This window comes from Kitasatospora putterlickiae (assembly GCF_039527695.1).
In the GTDB taxonomy this organism is placed as follows: Bacteria; Actinomycetota; Actinomycetes; order Streptomycetales; family Streptomycetaceae; genus Kitasatospora; species Kitasatospora putterlickiae.
Genome location: NZ_BAAAKJ010000348.1, coordinates 6,645 through 24,400 on the forward strand (window position 1 = coordinate 6,645; position 17,756 = coordinate 24,400).

The 17,756-nt window shown below is 72.9% G+C and carries 11 protein-coding genes and 1 pseudogene; 5 read left to right on the forward strand and 7 right to left on the reverse strand.

Annotation, left to right across the window (positions count from 1 at the left end; translation table 11 throughout):
* Nucleotides 1–5 precede the first annotated feature (5 nt).
* The 3 genes from ABD308_RS32290 to eccD form a co-directional block, all read right to left on the reverse strand.
* Nucleotides 6–2,213, reverse strand: a complete 2,208-nt coding sequence (locus ABD308_RS32290) for a polyribonucleotide nucleotidyltransferase (protein WP_344343004.1) — start codon at nt 2,211–2,213, stop codon at nt 6–8.
* A gap of 465 nt (nt 2,214–2,678) precedes the next feature.
* The gene (rpsO, locus tag ABD308_RS32295) at nt 2,679–2,969 is read right to left on the reverse strand and encodes a 30S ribosomal protein S15 (protein ID WP_209416808.1); all 291 of its coding nucleotides are present in this window, start codon (nt 2,967–2,969) and stop codon (nt 2,679–2,681) included.
* 186 nt (nt 2,970–3,155) lie between these two features.
* Complete coding sequence (gene eccD / locus ABD308_RS32300) at nt 3,156–4,619, reverse strand: type VII secretion integral membrane protein EccD (protein ID WP_344343007.1); 1,464 nt, start codon at nt 4,617–4,619, stop codon at nt 3,156–3,158.
* Between the two features lie 384 nt (nt 4,620–5,003).
* Between eccD and eccCa the strand changes: the two genes are divergently transcribed.
* Together eccCa and ABD308_RS32310 are read left to right on the forward strand one after the other, a co-directional pair.
* A complete protein-coding gene (eccCa, locus tag ABD308_RS32305) occupies nt 5,004–8,951 on the forward strand; it encodes a type VII secretion protein EccCa (protein ID WP_344343009.1) in 3,948 nt (1,315 codons plus the stop codon).
* Between the two features lie 473 nt (nt 8,952–9,424).
* Entirely contained in the window at nt 9,425–10,837 is a 1,413-nt protein-coding gene (locus ABD308_RS32310; protein WP_344343011.1) for an APC family permease, read from the forward strand.
* 80 nt (nt 10,838–10,917) lie between these two features.
* Here the strand turns inward: ABD308_RS32310 and mycP are convergent, their stop codons facing one another.
* From mycP to eccB, 4 genes are all read right to left on the reverse strand, one after another.
* Entirely contained in the window at nt 10,918–12,153 is a 1,236-nt protein-coding gene (gene mycP / locus ABD308_RS32315; RefSeq protein ID WP_344343013.1) for a type VII secretion-associated serine protease mycosin, read from the reverse strand.
* 91 nt (nt 12,154–12,244) lie between these two features.
* Nucleotides 12,245–12,538: a WXG100 family type VII secretion target gene (locus ABD308_RS32320; protein WP_344343015.1), complete on the reverse strand. Its 294-nt coding sequence runs from the start codon at nt 12,536–12,538 to the stop codon at nt 12,245–12,247.
* Nucleotides 12,539–12,615: 77 nt separating this feature from the next.
* Nucleotides 12,616–12,921, reverse strand: coding sequence for a WXG100 family type VII secretion target (locus tag ABD308_RS32325; protein WP_344343017.1), 306 nt, complete (start codon nt 12,919–12,921; stop codon nt 12,616–12,618).
* 203 nt (nt 12,922–13,124) lie between these two features.
* Nucleotides 13,125–14,801 carry a type VII secretion protein EccB gene (gene eccB / locus ABD308_RS32330; RefSeq protein WP_344343019.1) on the reverse strand — a complete coding sequence of 559 codons (1,677 nt, stop codon included), beginning with the start codon at nt 14,799–14,801 and terminating at the stop codon, nt 13,125–13,127.
* Nucleotides 14,802–14,971: 170 nt separating this feature from the next.
* Here eccB and eccE point away from each other — a divergent pair, with 170 nt between their 5' ends.
* From eccE to ABD308_RS32345, 3 genes and pseudogenes are all read left to right on the forward strand, one after another.
* Nucleotides 14,972–16,399, forward strand: a complete 1,428-nt coding sequence (gene eccE / locus ABD308_RS32335) for a type VII secretion protein EccE (RefSeq protein ID WP_344343021.1) — start codon at nt 14,972–14,974, stop codon at nt 16,397–16,399.
* Nucleotides 16,399–17,169: a hypothetical protein gene (locus ABD308_RS32340; RefSeq protein ID WP_344343023.1), complete on the forward strand. Its 771-nt coding sequence runs from the start codon at nt 16,399–16,401 to the stop codon at nt 17,167–17,169. The genes eccE and ABD308_RS32340 overlap by 1 nt, the downstream gene beginning before the upstream one ends.
* A gap of 150 nt (nt 17,170–17,319) precedes the next feature.
* Nucleotides 17,320–17,756: pseudogene (locus tag ABD308_RS32345) on the forward strand (MinD/ParA family protein); the annotation flags it as partial.

Below are 17,756 nucleotides of genomic sequence, written 5' to 3' on the forward strand. Positions count from 1 at the left end.
GCGCTTCACTCGGAAGCGGCCTCGGCGTTCTCCTCGCCCTCGATGACCGGGATCAGCGAGAGCTTGCCGCGCGGGTCGATCTCGGCGATCTCGACCTGCACCTTGGCGCCGACGCCGAGGACGTCCTCGACGTTCTCGACGCGCTTGCCGCCGGCGAGCTTGCGGATCTGCGAGATGTGCAGCAGACCGTCCTTGCCCGGCATGAGCGACACGAAGGCACCGAAGGTCGTGGTCTTGACCACGGTGCCCAGGTAGCGCTCGCCGACCTCCGGCATGGTCGGGTTGGCGATCTGGTTGATCGTGGTGCGGGCGGCCTCGGCGGCCGGGCCGTCGGCGGCACCGATGTAGATGGTGCCGTCGTCCTCGATCGTGATCTCGGCGCCGGTGTCCTCCTGGATCTGGTTGATCATCTTGCCCTTGGGGCCGATGACCTCGCCGATCTTGTCCACCGGGATCTTGATGGTGATGATGCGCGGCGCGTTCGGGGACATCTCGTCCGGGGAGTCGATGGCCTCGTTCATCACGTCGAGGATGTGCAGGCGGGCGTCGCGGGCCTGCTTCAGCGCGGCGGCGAGCACCGACGCCGGGATGCCGTTGAGCTTGGTGTCCAGCTGCAGCGCGGTGATGAAGTTGCGGGTACCGGCGACCTTGAAGTCCATGTCGCCGTACGCGTCCTCGGCACCGAGGATGTCGGTGAGGGTCACGAAGTGGGTCTCACCGTCGATCTCCTGGGAGATCAGGCCCATGGCGATGCCGGCGACGGCGGCCTTCAGCGGCACACCGGCGTTCAGCAGCGACATGGTGGAGGCGCAGACCGAGCCCATCGAGGTGGAGCCGTTGGAGCCCAGCGCCTCGGAGACCTGGCGGATCGCGTAGGGGAACTCCTCGCGGGTCGGCAGGACCGGGAGGATGGCCCGCTCGGCCAGCGCGCCGTGGCCGATCTCGCGGCGCTTCGGCGAACCGACGCGGCCGGTCTCGCCGACCGAGTACGGCGGGAAGTTGTAGTTGTGCATGTAGCGGCGGCGGGTCTCCGGGGAGAGCGTGTCCAGCTGCTGCTCCATGCGGAGCATGTTCAGCGTGGTGACGCCCAGGATCTGGGTCTCGCCGCGCTCGAACAGGGCCGAGCCGTGCACCCGCGGGATGGCCTCGACCTCGGCGGCCAGGGTGCGGATGTCGGTGACGCCGCGGCCGTCGATGCGGACCTTGTCCTTGATGACGCGCTCGCGGACGATCTTCTTGGTCAGCGCGTTGTAGGCGGCGCTGATCTCCTTCTCGCGGCCCTCGAACTCGGGCAGCAGCTTCTCGGCGGCCAGCGCCTTGACGCGGTCCAGCTCGTTGTTGCGCTCCTGCTTGCCCGCGATGGTGAGGGCCTGGGCCAGCTCGTCCTTGACGGCGGCGGTCAGCGCGGCGAGCACGTCGTCCTGGTAGTCCAGGAAGACCGGGAACTCGCCGGTCGGCTTGGCGGCCTGGGCGGCCAGCTGCGACTGCGCGGCGCACAGCACCTTGATGAACGGCTTGGCGGCGTCGAGGCCGGCGGCGACGACCTCCTCGGTCGGCGCGTCGGCGCCGCCCTCGACCAGCTTGATGGTCTTGTCGGTGGCCTCGGCCTCGACCATCATGATCGCGACGTCGCCGTCCGGCAGGACGCGGCCGGCCACGACCATGTCGAAGACGGCCGACTCCAGCTCGCTGTGGGTCGGGAAGGCGACCCACTGGCCGTTGATCAGGGCGACGCGCACGCCGCCGATCGGGCCGGAGAACGGCAGGCCGGCCAGCTGGGTGGAGGCGGAGGCCGCGTTGATGGCCACCACGTCGTACAGGTGGTCCGGGTTCAGCGCCATCACGGTGACGACGACCTGGATCTCGTTGCGCAGGCCCTTGACGAAGGACGGGCGCAGCGGGCGGTCGATCAGGCGGCAGGTGAGGATCGCGTCCTCGGAGGGCCGGCCCTCGCGACGGAAGAACGAGCCGGGGATGCGGCCGGCGGCGTACATCCGCTCCTCGACGTCCACGGTCAGCGGGAAGAAGTCGAAGTGCTCCTTCGGCTGCTTGGACGCGCTGGTGGCCGACAGCACCATGGTGTCGTCGTCCAGGTAGGCGACGGCGGAGCCGGCGGCCTGACGGGCCAGGCGGCCGGTCTCGAAGCGGATGGTACGGGTGCCGAAGGAACCGTTGTCGATCACGGCCTCGGCGTAGAACACGTTCTCTTCCACCTGGAAGATCTCCTCTTTCGTACGTCTCCGGGAGAGCGTCCCCGCGCATCGCCTGCGTGTTGACCCTGGACGGTCGGGCCGGTCTTCGATCGAAGCCTCCGGTGCACCCCGCTTCGATGGGCGGGGCCTCCGGCGGCCACTACCGAGGACCGGCGCCTCTCGGCCGGCCGGGTCCGGACGGGGCGGTCCGCGTCTGGACGCTCTCTCGGATGCGGGCGGCTTCCGTTTGAAGCCTTCGTCCCGCGGGGGGGTTGGGTTCTGCTGCCTGAGTGGCGCGCTTGCGGCGCCATCACCCGGCATGCCCACAACCCTACGGTGCAATCCTCGGCCACCTGGGGAGGTGCGCGCGAGTTGTTATGCCCGGTCGTTACGTTCGGGCGCCGCGCCGGGCGCCCCGGTCGTACGGCCGCGGCATACGCGCGAGGGGCGGCTCCCCGGTGTGGGGAGCCGCCCCGAGCGGCGTTCTCAGCGGGCGCCGCCGGCGGCACCGCGACGGATGCCCAGGCGGTCGACGAGCGTACGGAAGCGCTCGATGTCCTTCTTGGCCAGGTACTGCAGCAGACGGCGACGCTGGCCGACCAGGATCAGCAGGCCGCGGCGCGAGTGGTGGTCGTGCTTGTGCGACTTGAGGTGCTCGGTCAGGTCCGAGATGCGGCGGGAGAGCATGGCGACCTGGACCTCGGGGGAGCCGGTGTCGCCCTCCTTCTGGCCGAACTCGGCGATGATCTGCTTCTTGACGTCAGAGGCGAGAGCCACTGCAACTCCTTACGAGGTTGATACCGAGCGGTCCTGGTCTACGGCACAGGACTCTGGGAGAACTCGGTGTCGTGACGGGCGCGGCCGCCGGTCGTCACCCCACCCGGGGGCGGACACACGGCTGCGCTCGAAGGCCAAGCGTACCAGTGCCGTCGGAACGGGCGGCCGGCGGCCCCGGCGCACGGGTCAACCGGTGGCGCCGCGCACCAGTCGGTAGACCTCGAGCACCGCCAGGACCAGCGGGACCAGCGACATCAGGGTGAGGCTGTCGACCAGGTCCAGCACCCGCCCCCAGAACGGGGAGACGCCGAGCCGGGGCACCACCAGGGCGATCGCGGTGAGCACCGCGGCGCCGAAGGCGATCGAGGCGGCCAGCCAGACGGTGCGCAGGTCGGCGCTGGTGGAGCCGACGCCGGCCCGGAGCACGAACTGCGGGGTGTGCAGGGAGAGGCCGACGATCAGCAGCGACAGTCCGAGCAGGCCGGCGATGGTGAGGCTGAAGACCTGCGCGCTGTAGCGGAACAGCCGGGCGCGCAGCATGGTGGCGAGGCCGAGCAGGAGGGCGAGCAGCTCGGGGAGGGTCTCGTCGGTGAAGCCGAGCACCGCGCAGGCGCCGACGATCACCGCGGCGCAGCCGCCGACCAGGCCGACCAGCACCTCGTGGCCGCGGCGGGCCTGGTGGGCGATCCGCTCGTACTGGACGAGTTCGGCGCGGGCGGCCTCCTCGTCGTGGTCGCGGCCGCGGGCGCGGGTCTGGCCGGGGGCGCTGTAGCCGACGGGCAGCCGGGCGAAGCGGGCGGACAGGCCGGGCAGGAAGCCGATCGCGGCGACGGCGGCGACGCCGGTGACGGCGGCGATGTGGTTGGCCGGGGTGTCGGGCAGCAGGACGGCGGCGAAGGTGGCGAGCGCGCCGGCCGCGGCCAGGAAGGCGGCGGCGACGAACAGCGAGTCCTTCTCCGGCAGCAGGCCGACCAGCAGGACGGCGACCACCAGGACAGCGACGCAGCCGGTGAGGAACTGCAGCCGGCCGGGGCCGTCCAGCGGGCCTCCGGTGGGGGCGAGCACGCCGCTGCCGGCGATCAGGGCGTGCGGCAGCGCGCCGAGGCCGAGCGCGAGGCCGGCCCAGGCGTCGCGGTAGACCCGGGCGCGGACGCCGGCGAAGGCGGTGAGCACGACGGCGACGACGCCGGAGAGCACACCGGGCAGGCCGTGCATGTCGTGGCGCAGATCGGCGAACCAGAGGGCGAAGCCGAGCAGGGTGAGCAGCACGCCGGTGCCGATGAGGCCGAAGGCGCGCATCAGCTCGGGGCTCCAGAACCGGCGGTCGGTCTCGCCGGCGGTGGCGATCGCGTCGGCGACGTCGTCGTAGACGGCGGGCGGCAGCGACTCGGCGAACGGGCGCAGGCTGAGCAGGTCGCCGTCGCGCACCTGCTGGGCGGCGAGCGAGCGGCCGCCGTCGAGCACGGTGCCGTCCCGGCGCACCAGGTGGAAGCCGGTGGGCACGCCGTCGGGCTGGGTCTGGCCGGAGAGCCGCAGCACCTCGGGGTAGACGTCCGCGAGCGGCACGTCCTCGGGCAGGGCGACGTCGATCCGGCTGTCCGGGGCGACGACGGTGACCCGGCAGAAGCCGGTGGTGGCGGGCGTCGTCATGCCCGCACCTCGTTCGCTCGACGCACTGGGCGCTCCCCCTTGATGACGGTGCCGCGGTACCGGCGGCTGGTCGGTCTGGCTGTCGCGCCGGACCGGGCCGGGCGGAACCGGCCCGGCGGGGCCACGAGTTGGCGCGGCGTTACCCTACCCGCTCGGTTCGTGTCCGGCCCCGTGGAGGGCGGGCGGGGCCACCGGGCCGGGGTCCCAGTAGGATCGGCCCCCTGCGCAAGGCGGCGGGGGCGGCGCGCGCCTCCCTGGTGCCTGCGGTCGACGGAGCGGGGGCGGCGTCACACGGGGCGCCCTCACCCGTACGTATTCCAGTGGCGTGAGGGCTGATGCCGTGGTGATCGAGCGAAGCGTTCGTGGTCGGGGGGTGGGGCGCGCATGGGCGTGATCACCGTCAAGCGGCCGCCCCGGGCCTATCCGCCCGCGGTGCCGGACGAGCCGGTGGAGCTGGTCCCCCCGCCCGAACTGCCCCGGTCGGGCGGCGAGGACTGGGTGATGAGCGTCCTGCCGATGCTCGGCATGGGCGGATCGGCGGTGTTCTTCTTCGCGCCGGGCGCCCAGGCCCCGATGAAGATCATGGGCGGTCTGATGATCGTCTCCACGGTCGGCATGGCGCTCGCGCAGATCGTCCGGGCCCGCAAGGGCGGCTCCTCGGCCACCGCGGACGAGCGGCGCGACTACCTCAAGTACCTCCAGCAGATGCGCCGTCAGGTGCGCCGGACCGCCGAGCGCCAGCGCGGCGCGCAGCTGTTCCTGAACCCCGAGCCGGACCAGCTCTGGTCGATCGTCGCGGACGGCCGCCGGCTGTGGGAACGGCGCTCCGGGGACGCCGACTTCGCGCAGATCCGGGTCGGCCGCGGACCGGTGCGGCTGTCCACCCCGCTGGTCGCGCCGCAGACCGCGCCGATGGACGAGCTGGAGCCGCTGTCGGCGGCCGCGATGCAGACCTTCCTGAAGGCCCACGGAACCCTGCAGGACCTGCCGTTGGCGATCTCGCTGCGCGCCTTCTACCACATCACGGTCTGCGGGGACCCGGACACCGTCTACGGCAACGTCCGGGCGATGATCGCCCAGTTGACCACCCTGCACTCGCCGGACGACCTGCTCATCACGGTGGCGGCCGCGCCCGGCGCGGTGGACGAGTGGGAGTGGACCAAGTGGCTCCCGCACAACCAGCACCGCAAGGAGAACGACGGCGCCGGCTCGCGCCGGCTGATCGCCACCGGCCTCGGCGAGCTGGAGCTGCTGATCGAGGACGAGCTGGTCGGCCGTCAGCGGTTCATCCGGGACGCGGCGCCGGCACCCGACCAGCCGCACATCGTGGTCGTGATGGACGGCGCCTCGGTCCCGCACGACTCGCTGCTGGCCGGCGCGGAGGGCGTGCACGGGGTGACCATCGTCGAGGTGGTCCCGGGCGACCTGGACGAGCCGACCGGGCACCTGATCGTCACGGTCTCGCCGGACGAGCTGGTGCTGCGCTCGGCCTCCGGCGCCACCTACTCCGGCGCCCCGGACACCCTCAGCGCCTGGCAGTCCGAGGCGCTGGCCCGGCAGCTGGCGCCGTACCGGGCCTCGGCCGGCGGGGACGACGAACCGCTGCTGTCCAACCTGGACTTCACCGACCTGATGAACTCCGGCGACCCGGGCTCCTTCGACGTGGCCCGCAGCTGGCGGCAGCGGGCGCAGCACGAGCGGCTGCGGGTGCCGATCGGTGTCGGGGCCGGCGGCGAGCACGTGTACCTGGACATCAAGGAGGCCGCGCTGGAGGGCATGGGCCCGCACGGCCTGTGCGTCGGCGCGACCGGCTCCGGCAAGTCCGAGCTGCTGCGCACCCTGGTGCTGGGGCTGGCGATGACGCACTCCTCGGAGACGCTGAACTTCGTGCTCGCCGACTTCAAGGGCGGCGCGACCTTCGCGGGCATGGCGGACATGCCGCACACCTCCGCCGTGATCACCAACCTGGAGGGGCAGCTCACCCTGGTCGACCGCATGCGGGACGCCATCGAGGGCGAGCTCAACCGGCGCCAGGAGCTGCTGCACCGGGCGGGCAACTACGCCAACATCCACGAGTACGAGCGGGCCCGGGCGGCCGGCGCGGCGCTGGACCCGTTGCCGTCGCTGGTGCTGATCATCGACGAGTTCTCCGAACTCCTCACCGCCAAGCCAGACTTCATCGACATGTTCATCCAGATCGGCCGGATCGGCCGGTCCCTCGGGGTGCACCTGCTGCTGGCCTCGCAGCGTCTGGAGGAGGGCAAGCTGCGCGGCCTGGACACCTACCTCTCCTACCGGATCGGCCTGCGCACCTTCTCGGCGGCCGAGTCGCGGGCGGCGATCGGCGTCCCGGACGCGTACCACCTGCCGCCGGTGCCGGGCGTCGGCTACCTGAAGTTCGGCACCGACGTGATGGAGCGGTTCAAGGCGGCGTACGTCTCCGGGCCGTACCGGGCACCGGGGCAGCAGCGGTCGACCGGCGGCCGGCTGGTCACCGCGCGGCCGGTGCGGTTCACCGCGGCCGAGGTGCCGGTGACCGAGCCGCTGGTGCAGGAGGTCGAGCCGATCGCCGAGGAGCCGGACGACGCCCTGGCGGACACCGTGCTGGACGTGTTCGTGCAGCGGATGACGGGCCAGGGCCCGGCCGCGCACCAGGTGTGGCTGCCGCCGCTGGACGCCCCGCCGAGCGTGGACCAGCTGCTGCCGCCGCTCCAGGCGACCGCCGAGCGCGGGCTGACCGCGCCGCAGTACGGGGCGCTGGGCCGGCTGCGGGTACCGGTCGGCATCGTCGACAAGCCGCGTGACCAGAAGCGCGACATCCTCGACCACGACTACTCGGGGGCGGCCGGCCACGGCCTGGTGGTGGGCGGTCCGCTCTCCGGCAAGTCGACGGTGATCCGCACCACGGTGACCTCGTTCGCGCTCACCCACACCCCGCTGGAGGTGCAGTTCTACCTCCTGGACCTCGGCGGCGGCGGCTTCCAGTCGCTCCAGGGCCTGCCGCACGTCGGCGGGGTGGCCGGGCGGCTGGACGCCGAGAAGGTGCGCCGGATGGTCTCCGAGGTGCACGGCGTGCTGAACCGGCGCGAGGAGCTGTTCCGCGCCACCGGGATCGACTCGATCGCCACCTACCGGGCCCGTCGGGCCTCCGGCGCGCTGCCGGAGGAGCAGTTCGGCGACGTCTTCCTGGTGATCGACGGCTGGAACACCTTCAAGCAGGAGTTCGAGGCGCTGGAGCCGGTGATCGGCGACATCGCCCAGCGGGGCCTGGGCTACGGCGTCCACCTGATCGTCACCGCGGCCCGGTACGCGGAGGTCCGCCCGGCGCTCAAGGACCTGCTGCAGAACCGGACCGAGCTGAAGCTCGGTGACTCCATGGAGTCCGAGGTGGACCGCCGGGTGGCGCAGAACGTGCCGGCCGTCCCGGGGCGCGGTGTCACCGCGGACCGGCTGCACTTCCTCACCGGTCTGCCCCGGCTGGACGGCTCCAGCTCGGCGGAGGACCTCCAGGACGGCGTGGCCGGGCTGGTCTCGGCGGTCGCCGGGGCGTGGACGGGCCCGCGCGCGCCGCAGGTGCGGATGCTGCCGGCGGTCCTGGACGGGCACGCGCTGCCGAAGGGCTTCGAGCACCCGGAGCGGGGCGTCGCGTTCGGCGTGGACGAGGCGGAGCTGGCGCCGGCCTTCGTCAACTTCGAGACCGACCCGCTGTTCATCGTCTTCGGCGACACCGAGTCCGGGAAGTCCGCGCTGCTGCGGATGCTGGTCAAGCAGATCACCGAGCGGTACACCCCGGACCAGGCCGGCATCGTGGTCGGCGACTACCGGCGCGCGCTGCTCGGCGTCGTCCCGCCGGAGTACCTGGTGGAGTACGCGGCGGCGCAGCCGGCCATGTCGAGCGTGGTCGAGATGCTGCGCGGGGCCTGCGCGCGCCGGCTGCCCGGGCCGGACGTGACCGCCGAGCAGCTGCGCAACCGCAGCTGGTACAGCGGCAAGGACATGTTCGTGGTGGTCGACGACTACGAGCTGGTGGCGACCTCCTCCGGCAACCCGCTGGCGGCGCTCGCGGAGTTCCTGCCGTTCGCCCGGGACATCGGCCTGCGGGTGATCGTCGCGCGCAGCGCGGGCGGCGCCGGGCGCTCGCTGTACGAGCCGTTCATGCAGCGGATGCGCGAGCTGGGCGGCCAGGGCGTGCTGCTCTCCGGCAACCGGGACGAGGGCCCGCTGCTGGGCAACGTCAAGCCGCAGGCGCTGCCGCCGGGCCGGGGCGTGTTCGTCTCGCGCCGGGTGACCAGCGGGCGGATGGTGCAGACGGGCTGGCTGCCGGCACCGTAGCGGCCCGCGCGGATGTCACGGAGCGTGTTCGAAGGGGTCGGGTCCTCGGATCCGGCCCCTTTCGCTGTCCCGGGTGCCGAAACGTTACCTAGATCTTTCCGCCGGAGGGCTGCGGTTCCCGTACCCGGCCCGGGGGTTGGCGGACGGCGCGGAGGCGTCTGGGCGACCTGCCTCCACATTCAGACGGCACCTTTGAATAGGTGCATGCAACGCGGCGTTCACCTTGGATTCAAGCGCGATGTAGCGAAAGTAACAAGTCGGACATGCATAGTGATGACTATTAGTGATCATCGGATCGCATGTTTATGCGCTAGGTGACAACGGATTCCGAAGCCCTTCGGCGATTGACTCGGCCGATCCGGCCAAGGTTCCATGGCGGCCCGGGAGCGACAGGACCAGAAACCGAGCCAGTCAGCCAGCGGAGGCGATACCGCTCCCTCTCCAGGACCAGCACAGAGCCGATCGGATGCCTCATGACCGACACGCTTCGCCCGCCGACCACCACGGCCCCCGCGCCGGCCGTGGCAGGCGCGCCCGATGCCCAGAAGACGCTCAAGCGCTCGATCGGTGTCGTCGGCGGCACGTTGCTCACGCTGTCCTGCGTCACCCCGGCCTCCACGCTCTTCGTGATCGTCCCGGAGCTCTTCTCCAGCATCGGCAGCGCCACCGCGCTGGCCATCGCGATCGGCTCGATCCTCTGCGTCGCCGTCGCCTTCTGCTACTCCGAGCTCGGCACCCTGATCCCCAGCGCCGGCGGCGAGTACGCGATGGTCGGCACCCTGGCCGGACGGCTGGCCGGCTGGCTGGTCTTCGTGCTCTCGCTGATCGTGGTGATGATCGTGCCCTCGGTCATCGCCCTCGGCACCGCCGACTACCTCGCCCCCGTGCTGCACGTCGACAAGCCGCTGGCCGGCGCCGCGGTGATGCTCGCCGCCACCCTGGCCGGCCTGCTGGACCTGCGCGCCAACGCCTGGATCACCGGCGTCTTCCTGGTGCTGGAGGTCATCGCGGCCGGCGTGGTGTCGGTGCTCGGCTTCGCCCACGCCAACAGCGGCGCGCCCAGCATGCTGCACGGCGTGGTCACCGGCGAGGACGGCGTCACCACCACGGTGAGCATCGGCGCGATCATCGGCGCCCTCGGCATCGCGCTCTTCATCACCCAGGGCTTCTCCACCGCCGTCTACCTCTCCGAGGAGCTGGAGAACCCGCGCCGCAACGTCTCCCGCACCGTGCTGTGGACGCTGGGCATCTCCGCCGCGATCCTGCTCGTCCCGGTCGCCGCCATCACCATGGGCGCCCCCGACCTGGCGACGCTGAGCTCCGGCGACATCTCCGGCATGGTCACCGCCTGGAGCAACTCCGCGGTCGGCACCTTCATCAGCCTCTGCGTCGCGCTGGCGATCATCAACGCGGGCATCGTCATGGTCATCCAGAACTCCCGGGTGCTGTTCGCCTCGGCCCGCGACAAGGCCTGGCCCGGCCCGGTCAACAAGGCCTTCGGCACCCTCGGCCGGTTCGGCTCCCCGTGGATCGCCACCCTCGCCGTCGGCCTGCCGGGCGCCGCGCTCTGCTACGTCAAGGGCGAGCTGCTCAGCGAGATCACCGGCGTCGCCGTCACCGGGATGTACCTGCTGGTCGCGATCGCCGCGCTGCTCTCCCGCCGCAAGCACCACAAGCACGCCGCCGCCTGGCGGATGCCGCTGTGGCCGGCCGTCCCGGTGGTGCTGATCGTGGTGCTCGGCTACGTCATCACCCAGCTGGACACCGTCCCGCTGCTGTGGACCGGCGGCATCACCGCCGTCGCCACCCTCTACTGGCTGCTCTACCTGCGCCCCCGCCAGGACACCCACTGGGTGATCAGCCTCCCCGAGGACCAGCAGGCCTGATCCTCCCCCCGACCCTTCCCCTCCCCCACACGGCAGTGCCCCGGGCTCCCCCTGGCCCGGGGCACCGCCGCGTCTCCGGCCTATCTCCGCCGGCGCTGGTCGCGGAGCACCACGCCGCCGCCGATCAGCAGGGCGACCAGCAGGACGCCGATGCCCAGGACGTAGGTCGCGGTGCGGCCGTCGCGGTCGGCCTGGGTCTCGCCGAGGCCGAGCGGGCGCGGCACGATCGGAGCGGCGGCCAGCTGGACCGGCGGGTCCTCCACCGGGCTGTCGGCCGGTGCGGCGGGCGCGGTGGTCACCGCCTTCACCGGGTCGACCACGCCCCAGCCGATGTACTCGTTCGCCTTGTGGTCGGTGCGCTGCGCGGTCTGCTCGATCCAGGCCCGCACCTGGCTGGGCTTCCAGTCCTCGTGCGCGCCGACCAGCAGCGCCGCCAGCCCGGCCGCGTACGGGGCCGCGAAGCTGGTGCCGTTGTCCACGCACTGCCCGCCGCGCGGGACCGTGGAGAGCATGTCGACCCCGGGGGCCGCGACGTCCACGAAGTCGCCGTACTGGGAGAAGTAGGTGCGCTCGTTGTTGCGGTCGGAGGCGCCGACGGCGAGCACCGTGCGGAACGCCGCCGGGTAGGTGTCGCCCTTCTTGCCGTCGTTGCCGGAGGAGGCGACCACCACCACGCCCCGGCTCTCCGCGTTGTCGATCGCGGCCTTCAGCTCCTCGTAGCCGACGAACCGGGTGTCGCCCGCGCCGCGCACGTCCTGCGAGATGTTGATGACCTTGGCGCCCTGCTGGACCGCCGAGTTGATGGCCGCGACCAGCGAGTGCACATCGCCGTTGCCCTCGGCGTCGTTCTGCCGGATCGACAGGATGGTGGCGCCCGGGGCGATGCCGACGAAGCCGGTCTGCTCGCTGCGGGAGGCCGCGATGATGCCGGCCACCTTGGTGCCGTGGCCGACCCGGTCGTCCTTGCCACCGCCCTCGACCGGCTTGCCCTCCTTGTCCTTGAGCAGCGAGCCGCCGTCGAGGACCTTGTTGGCGAGCTGCGGGTTCTGGTCGTCCACCCCGGTGTCGATGACCGCGACCAGCACCCCGGCGCCGGTGACCGCGCCGCCCTGCCAGAGCTCGTCCAGCACCATCCGCTGGAGCGACCACGGCACGGCCTGCACGTTCTGGGCGTTCTTGCCGCACTCCCCCGCGGCCGAGATGCCCGGTCCGTCCGCCGCCGCCGGTGGCGCCGCCAACGGGCCGCCGAGCAGCGCGAGCGCGGCCGCCGCGGCCGCCGTCCGGTACCTGACCACCGGCACCCTGCCACCCCTCATGTCGTCCACCTGGTTGCACGCTCGCGCGCCAAAGGCGGGCACCCGCGAGGGGGCACCCGCCCTTCGGCGCGCCGGGTTCGGCGGTGAGCCGTCAGCCGGTCCAGAGGGTGGCGTTGCGGTTCTCGGTGTTCCGGTAGCTCTCGGCCGCGCTGTCCAGCGACTTGGCGATCTGCTCCAGCACCTGCTGCAGGTGGGCGGCGCGCTGGTCCCACTTGGCCTGGTGGCCCTGGTAACCCTGCTGGGCGGCGCCCTCCCAGCTCCCGGCGATCTTGGTGACGCCGGCCTTCAGCTCCTCCAGCTGGTGCTGGATGGTCTTCGCGGTCCGACGGACCTCCGAGCTGGCGTTCTTGATGGTCTCGAAGTTGACCAGAATGTGTTCGGCCACGATGTCTCCTAGTCGAGGCTGCGAAGCGCCCCGTCACCCGGGGTGCGCGTCGCGGGGTGAACGGACGGAGCTGAGGATCAGGCGCCGGCGGCGGCGGACCCGAAGATCGCCTGCTGGTCGGCGTCGGCCTGCGAGTACTTCTGGGTCGTGAGCTCGATCGCGTCCTTGATGGCGCGCAGCGACTTGTTGAGCTCCTGGGCGTCCGTGTTGAACTGGCCCTGGAGGTTGGTGTACGCCTGCGCGGCCTGGCCCTGCCAACCACTGGTGATCGAACCCACCAGGGTGTTGAGGCCGTTGATCTCGGTGTTGATCTTGCCGATGACCTCGTCCATGTGCTTGGCGAACGCCAGCATCTCCTGAGCGGTCGTCTTGAACTGACCCATGCTCTACCGTCCCCCATGAGACAGACCTCGTGGCCGGGGGATCGTTTCCGGCCCCGGGCATCACCGGTGTGATGTCCTGCAGCACTGTAGTCGGCACACGCAGCTCACCCAACACCGGGCGACGGTCAGTTACCAAGCCATGACATCGCGCCCAAGTCCTTTGCGCCGCGCGGACGAAGGCCCTTCACGCGTTCGACCGCAGGTCAGGCGTTCTGCTGCTGCGCCGCGCTCTTCGCGTTGAGCGCCGGACCGGCCGGAACCAGGTTCGACCACGCCTGCGGCACCAGCGCCGGCTGCAGGCCCTGGTAGCCCAGCCGGGCCTGGTTGCCGCCCGCCTCCTCGGGCTGCGGCGGGCCGGACGGCGTCGCGGGCGGCACGGAAGGCGTCTTCGGCGCCCCGCCCTGGCCGGTCGGCTGGCCCGGCTGGGCCGGCGCGGTGGTCTGGCCGCCCTTGCCTCCCTCGCTGCTGGCCGGCACCGCGTAGCGCAGCCCGGTCTCGGTGATGAGGAAGTCGCTGCCGGAGCCCTCGGCGGCGTTGTCCAGCGCGCGGTAGAACAGGCCGTGACCCGGCGTCACGTGCGCGGTGGCCGCGCCGTTGCTGTAGCGCACCGGGTAGTCGGGACCGGCCCAGACGCTGCGCCTGGGCGTCCGGCCGTCCTCCGCCACCCCTTCGAAGGTGCTGCAGACCACCGGGCGCGCGTCCTTCGGCGCCTTCCAGTTGTTGGCCGGCGCGCCCGTGGTGAGGGGCCAGTCGGCGGCGCTCTCCCCCATCAGCGGCACATCGCTGTTGACCACGGCGTGCTCGGCCGGGGTCAGCTCGTCGATCCGCGGGGTCCGGTTGGCGTCCTGGTTGTACAGCGGCTGCAACTGCGGGTTCTGCCGGATGAGTTCCGCCTGGAACGGGGTGATCAGCAGCAGCCGGTCCTTGCCCACCACGTAGTGCTTGTCGCCGAACCTGACCAGCCGGCCGACCTTGCGGTCCTCCGGGTTCTGCAGCGGCACCGAGGAGTTGGCGGCCTTGGTGTCCGGGACCAGCCCGTCGATCCTCGGGAAGACGATCGCGCGGCCCTCCACCAGGGTGTCCAGCCAGTCCTTCTTCACCTTCTGCGGCACGGCGGTCGGCCCGAAGACCGCGCCCATCAGCTGGGTGCGGGTGGCGTCCGAGTCCTCCGGGCCGCCGATCGCGTGCCGGCGGCCCTTGTCGTCCACCAGGAACACCTTCAGCTTCCCCTGGCCGGCCGCCTGACCGCCGGCGGCGACCTGCGGGTCGTCCGCCTGCTGCACCAGCAGCGCCTGGCCGACGTCCAGCCGGCGGTCCTTCGCGCCGAGCGCGTCCGCGTCCGCGCCACCCGCCACGAACACCGCCTGGTCGACGGTGCTCCCCGACTCGTCGCCCGGGCGGTCGCAGACCGACCACTTCATCGGCTTGCTCGCGTTCGCCTTGCTCGGCAGCTTGTCCGGCGCGTACGGGATGCCGATCGTCGGACCGTGGTTGGGGTAGCGGTCCAGCACCCGGTCGTCGACCACCACGACCTTGGAGTCCACCGGCAGCACCAGCCGCGCCGAGGCCATGTTCAGCACCTGGTGCAGCCGCTTGGTCCTCCCGTCCGGGTCGGTCAGCACCACGTACCGGGTGGTGCTCTGCTTGCCCTGGACGATGTACTTGCCCTCGTCCCAGCCCACCGGGGCGCTCGGCTTGAACACCCCCCAGAGCCCGAAGCCGCCGACCACCAACGCGCCCGCTATCACGCTCGGCAGCACCGCCTTGACCGGCCGCGGCGCGTCCTCGTCACTCCCCCCGCCACCGGGCAGCAGAAAGGCCGCGACCGTGCGCTTGCGGGCGAAGGTGTAGGCGTTCAGCTCGTCGCGGCGCGATGCCATCCTCGTCGTCTCCCCTGTCGGACCGTCCTGCCCCGTGTCCCGCACCCCCCGGGCGAGAACGCGCTCGAACCCTCTACGATGCGGCAGCAGACGGTGAGTACGGTACGGGTACGGTTCACGCACCGGCCAGCCGGGCCGCGACAACCGAATCAGAGAGGGGCACTCGGGGGATGCCAAGCCAGACCGCTCCAGGGCGCCGGAGCACGGCACGGGGCAGTGGTTCACGCCGCTCCGCACGACGCGGCCGGGCCGACACCGGCGGCTCCCCCGTCCCGGACCCCGCCCCGGACCGCACCGCGCGAGGGGCCCGCTCCGGCGGCGCCGGCGGCCCCGTCCCGGTCCGCGTCCACCCCCGGCCCGGGCTGCTCGGCGGGCGGCTGAGGCTCCAGCAACTCGTGCTGGCCGAGGTCGCGGTGGCGCTGGTCGCGGTCGGCTGGACGATCAGCCGGCCGGTCGCCGCCGGCTTCGGCGCCGTCTCCCTCGTGCTGCTGGTGCTCGCGGTCGTGCCGCTGCGCGGGCGCACCATCCCCGAGGCACTGCGGGTGCGCGCCGCGCTCAAGGCCCGCCGCAAGCGCGCCCGGACGCACGTCCCGCCGCCCGGCACCGACCCGGCGCTCGCCCCCGCCCTGGAACTCGAACCCGCTCTGCGCACCTGCACCCACGCCACCGAGACCGACTTCGGCGGCCGGCCGGTGCGCCGGGAGACCGGCATGGTCGGCGACGGCACCTTCCTCAGTGCCGTCCTGCTCGTCCAGGCCAAGGACCTGCCGCTGCGGCCCGCCCGCACCGCCCGGCCGCTGCCGCTGGACGTGCTCTGCTCCGCGCTGCGGGTCGACGACATCGCCCTGGAGTCGGTCCAGCTCGTCCAGCACACCCAGCCCGCGCCCGCGCCGCACCTGCCCGAGCAGTCGCTGGCCGCCCGCGCCTACCAGGAGCTCGCGGACGGCACCGCCACCCCGGCGCTGCGGCTCACCTGGGTCGCGCTCAAGCTCGACCCGGAACGGGCGGCCACCGCGGTGCGCGCCCGCGGCGGCGGCGAGCAGGGCGCCCGCAAGGCGCTCCAGCGGGTCACCGACCAGCTGGCCGGGCGGCTGAACAGCGCCGGCTTCAACGTCACCGTGCTCGACGAGCGCGAGCTGATCGCCGCCCTGGCCATCTCCAGCTGCGTCAACCCGCTGGCCACCGCCGGACGTCAGGGCACCGGCAGCGGCGGCGGCAGCGGACGGCGCACCCAGGAGACCAACCGGTTCTGGCGGGTCGACGACCGCTGGCACAGCACCTACTGGATCTCCCGCTGGCCGCAGCTCGGCCGCCCCGGCGGCGCCCCGGGCCGGATCGCCGTCCCCGACCTGGTCAACCTGGTCACCGGCGCCCCCGCGCTGGCCAGCACCTTCAGCCTGACGGCCGGTCACGGCACCGGCGGCTCGGTGGCGCTCAGCGGACACGTCCGGGTGACCGGGCGCAGCGAGAGCGAGGCCGTCGCGCTCGGCCGGCAGGTGGAGGCGCGGGCCCAGAGCGCCGGGCTCGGCCTGGCCCGCCTCGACCTGGAGCAGGCGCCCGGAGTCCTCGCCACGCTGCCCCTGGGAGGTGCTTCCTGATGGCGTACCAGGCCTACTCCGCCACCCCGCAGAGCGGCGCGGAGCCGCAGCCGCGGGTCCGGCCCCGGCTGCTGCCCGGCTTCGGGCTGCGCGGCCCACGCCGGGAGAAGCACGTGCTGACGCTCGCCGAGCTGGACGTGCTGTCCTTCCCGGTCGGCGACGACGGCGTGCTGATCGGCGAGGACGTGCACCAGTCACGCCCCGCCGTGCTCGGCCTGTTCCGGCCCACCGCCCATGAGCTGGTGCTGGTCGGCGGCCTCTGGACGGCGCAGGTCATCGCGCTGCGGGCGGCCGCCACCGGCGCGCGGATCGCCGTCGAGACCGCCCGCGGCCACCGGTGGGGCCCGATGGCGCAGGCCGCGGGCGGCGGTCAGCCGTGCGTGACGGTCCACCAGCCCGGCCGGCTCGGCCCGCAGGGCGCCTCGGTCGGCTCGCCGGTGCTCGTGGTGCGCGACCTCGGCGCCCGCCCGCCGCGCAGCCGGCTCTCCGCCACGCCCTGGCAGACCGTGCTGACGCTGGTGCCGCACCTGGGGCCGAACGCCGTCCGGGTGCTCAACTCGGCCGACCTGGTCGGGGTGCAGCGGGTGATGCCGGAGGAGGCCGAGCTGATCGGCCGGGTGCTCTCGCTCGGGCCGGGCGAGGTGGCCGCGCTGCCGTCGCTGTCGGACGACCTGACGCTGTGGACGACCCGGATGAACCGTCAGTACGTCCGGATCGTGGCGGGGCAGGCGGAACAGCAGGTCCTGGGCGGTCCGCGCCGCCTCGACTGACCCGCGCGGGCCCGGTCGCGGGCCGCGCGCCGACCGTCCCCGGCCCGTCCGGACTTGCGGCACCGCCTTCAGCCGGGGGTGGCCCACGGCCTAGGCTGTGAGACGGCAACGGCACCGCGAACGTGCGGCGGCGAACACGAGGGAGCCTAGGTGAGCAGCGATCGGGACGGCGTCTACGTCGGCGACAACGCGGCGGAGGACGACGACGACTGGTCCGACGCGCCCGATTACACTCCCCCGTCCTGGTACGTGCAGACGGACGCCGCGAGCGCTCCGGCGGCGGGAGCGGCCGCGCCGGGTGTCCAGGTGACGCCGCCTCAGGGCGGGGCGCCCGCTCCGGCGGCCGCGTCCGTGCCGGGCCAGGCTCCCGTCCCCGCTCCGGCTCCGGTACCCACGCCCGCTCCGGCGCCCGCGCCCGCTCCGACCGTGGTGCCGCCGGCCGTCCCGGACCAGGTCCAGGTGCAGGCGCACGCCCAGGCCGCGCCTCAGCCTCAGCCTCAGCCGCCGGTCCAGCCGCAGCCGGTGGGGGCCACCGCTCCTGTTCCCGCCCCCGTCCCCGCCCCCGCCCCCGTTCCCGCCCCCGGCCC

Excerpts from the sequence above, each read along its gene's own strand:
- ABD308_RS32310 (WP_344343011.1), top strand. The coding sequence starts at position 9,425 with ATGACCGACACGCTTCGCCCGCCGACCACCACGGCCCCCGCGCCGGCC.
- eccD (WP_344343007.1), bottom strand. The coding sequence starts at position 4,619 with ATGACGACGCCCGCCACCACCGGCTTCTGCCGGGTCACCGTCGTCGCC.
- ABD308_RS32325 (WP_344343017.1), bottom strand. The coding sequence starts at position 12,921 with ATGGGTCAGTTCAAGACGACCGCTCAGGAGATGCTGGCGTTCGCCAAG.
- eccE (WP_344343021.1), top strand. The coding sequence starts at position 14,972 with ATGCCAAGCCAGACCGCTCCAGGGCGCCGGAGCACGGCACGGGGCAGT.
- mycP (WP_344343013.1), bottom strand. The coding sequence starts at position 12,153 with ATGAGGGGTGGCAGGGTGCCGGTGGTCAGGTACCGGACGGCGGCCGCG.
- ABD308_RS32340 (WP_344343023.1), top strand. The coding sequence starts at position 16,399 with ATGGCGTACCAGGCCTACTCCGCCACCCCGCAGAGCGGCGCGGAGCCG.
- eccB (WP_344343019.1), bottom strand. The coding sequence starts at position 14,801 with ATGGCATCGCGCCGCGACGAGCTGAACGCCTACACCTTCGCCCGCAAG.
- eccCa (WP_344343009.1), top strand. The coding sequence starts at position 5,004 with ATGGGCGTGATCACCGTCAAGCGGCCGCCCCGGGCCTATCCGCCCGCG.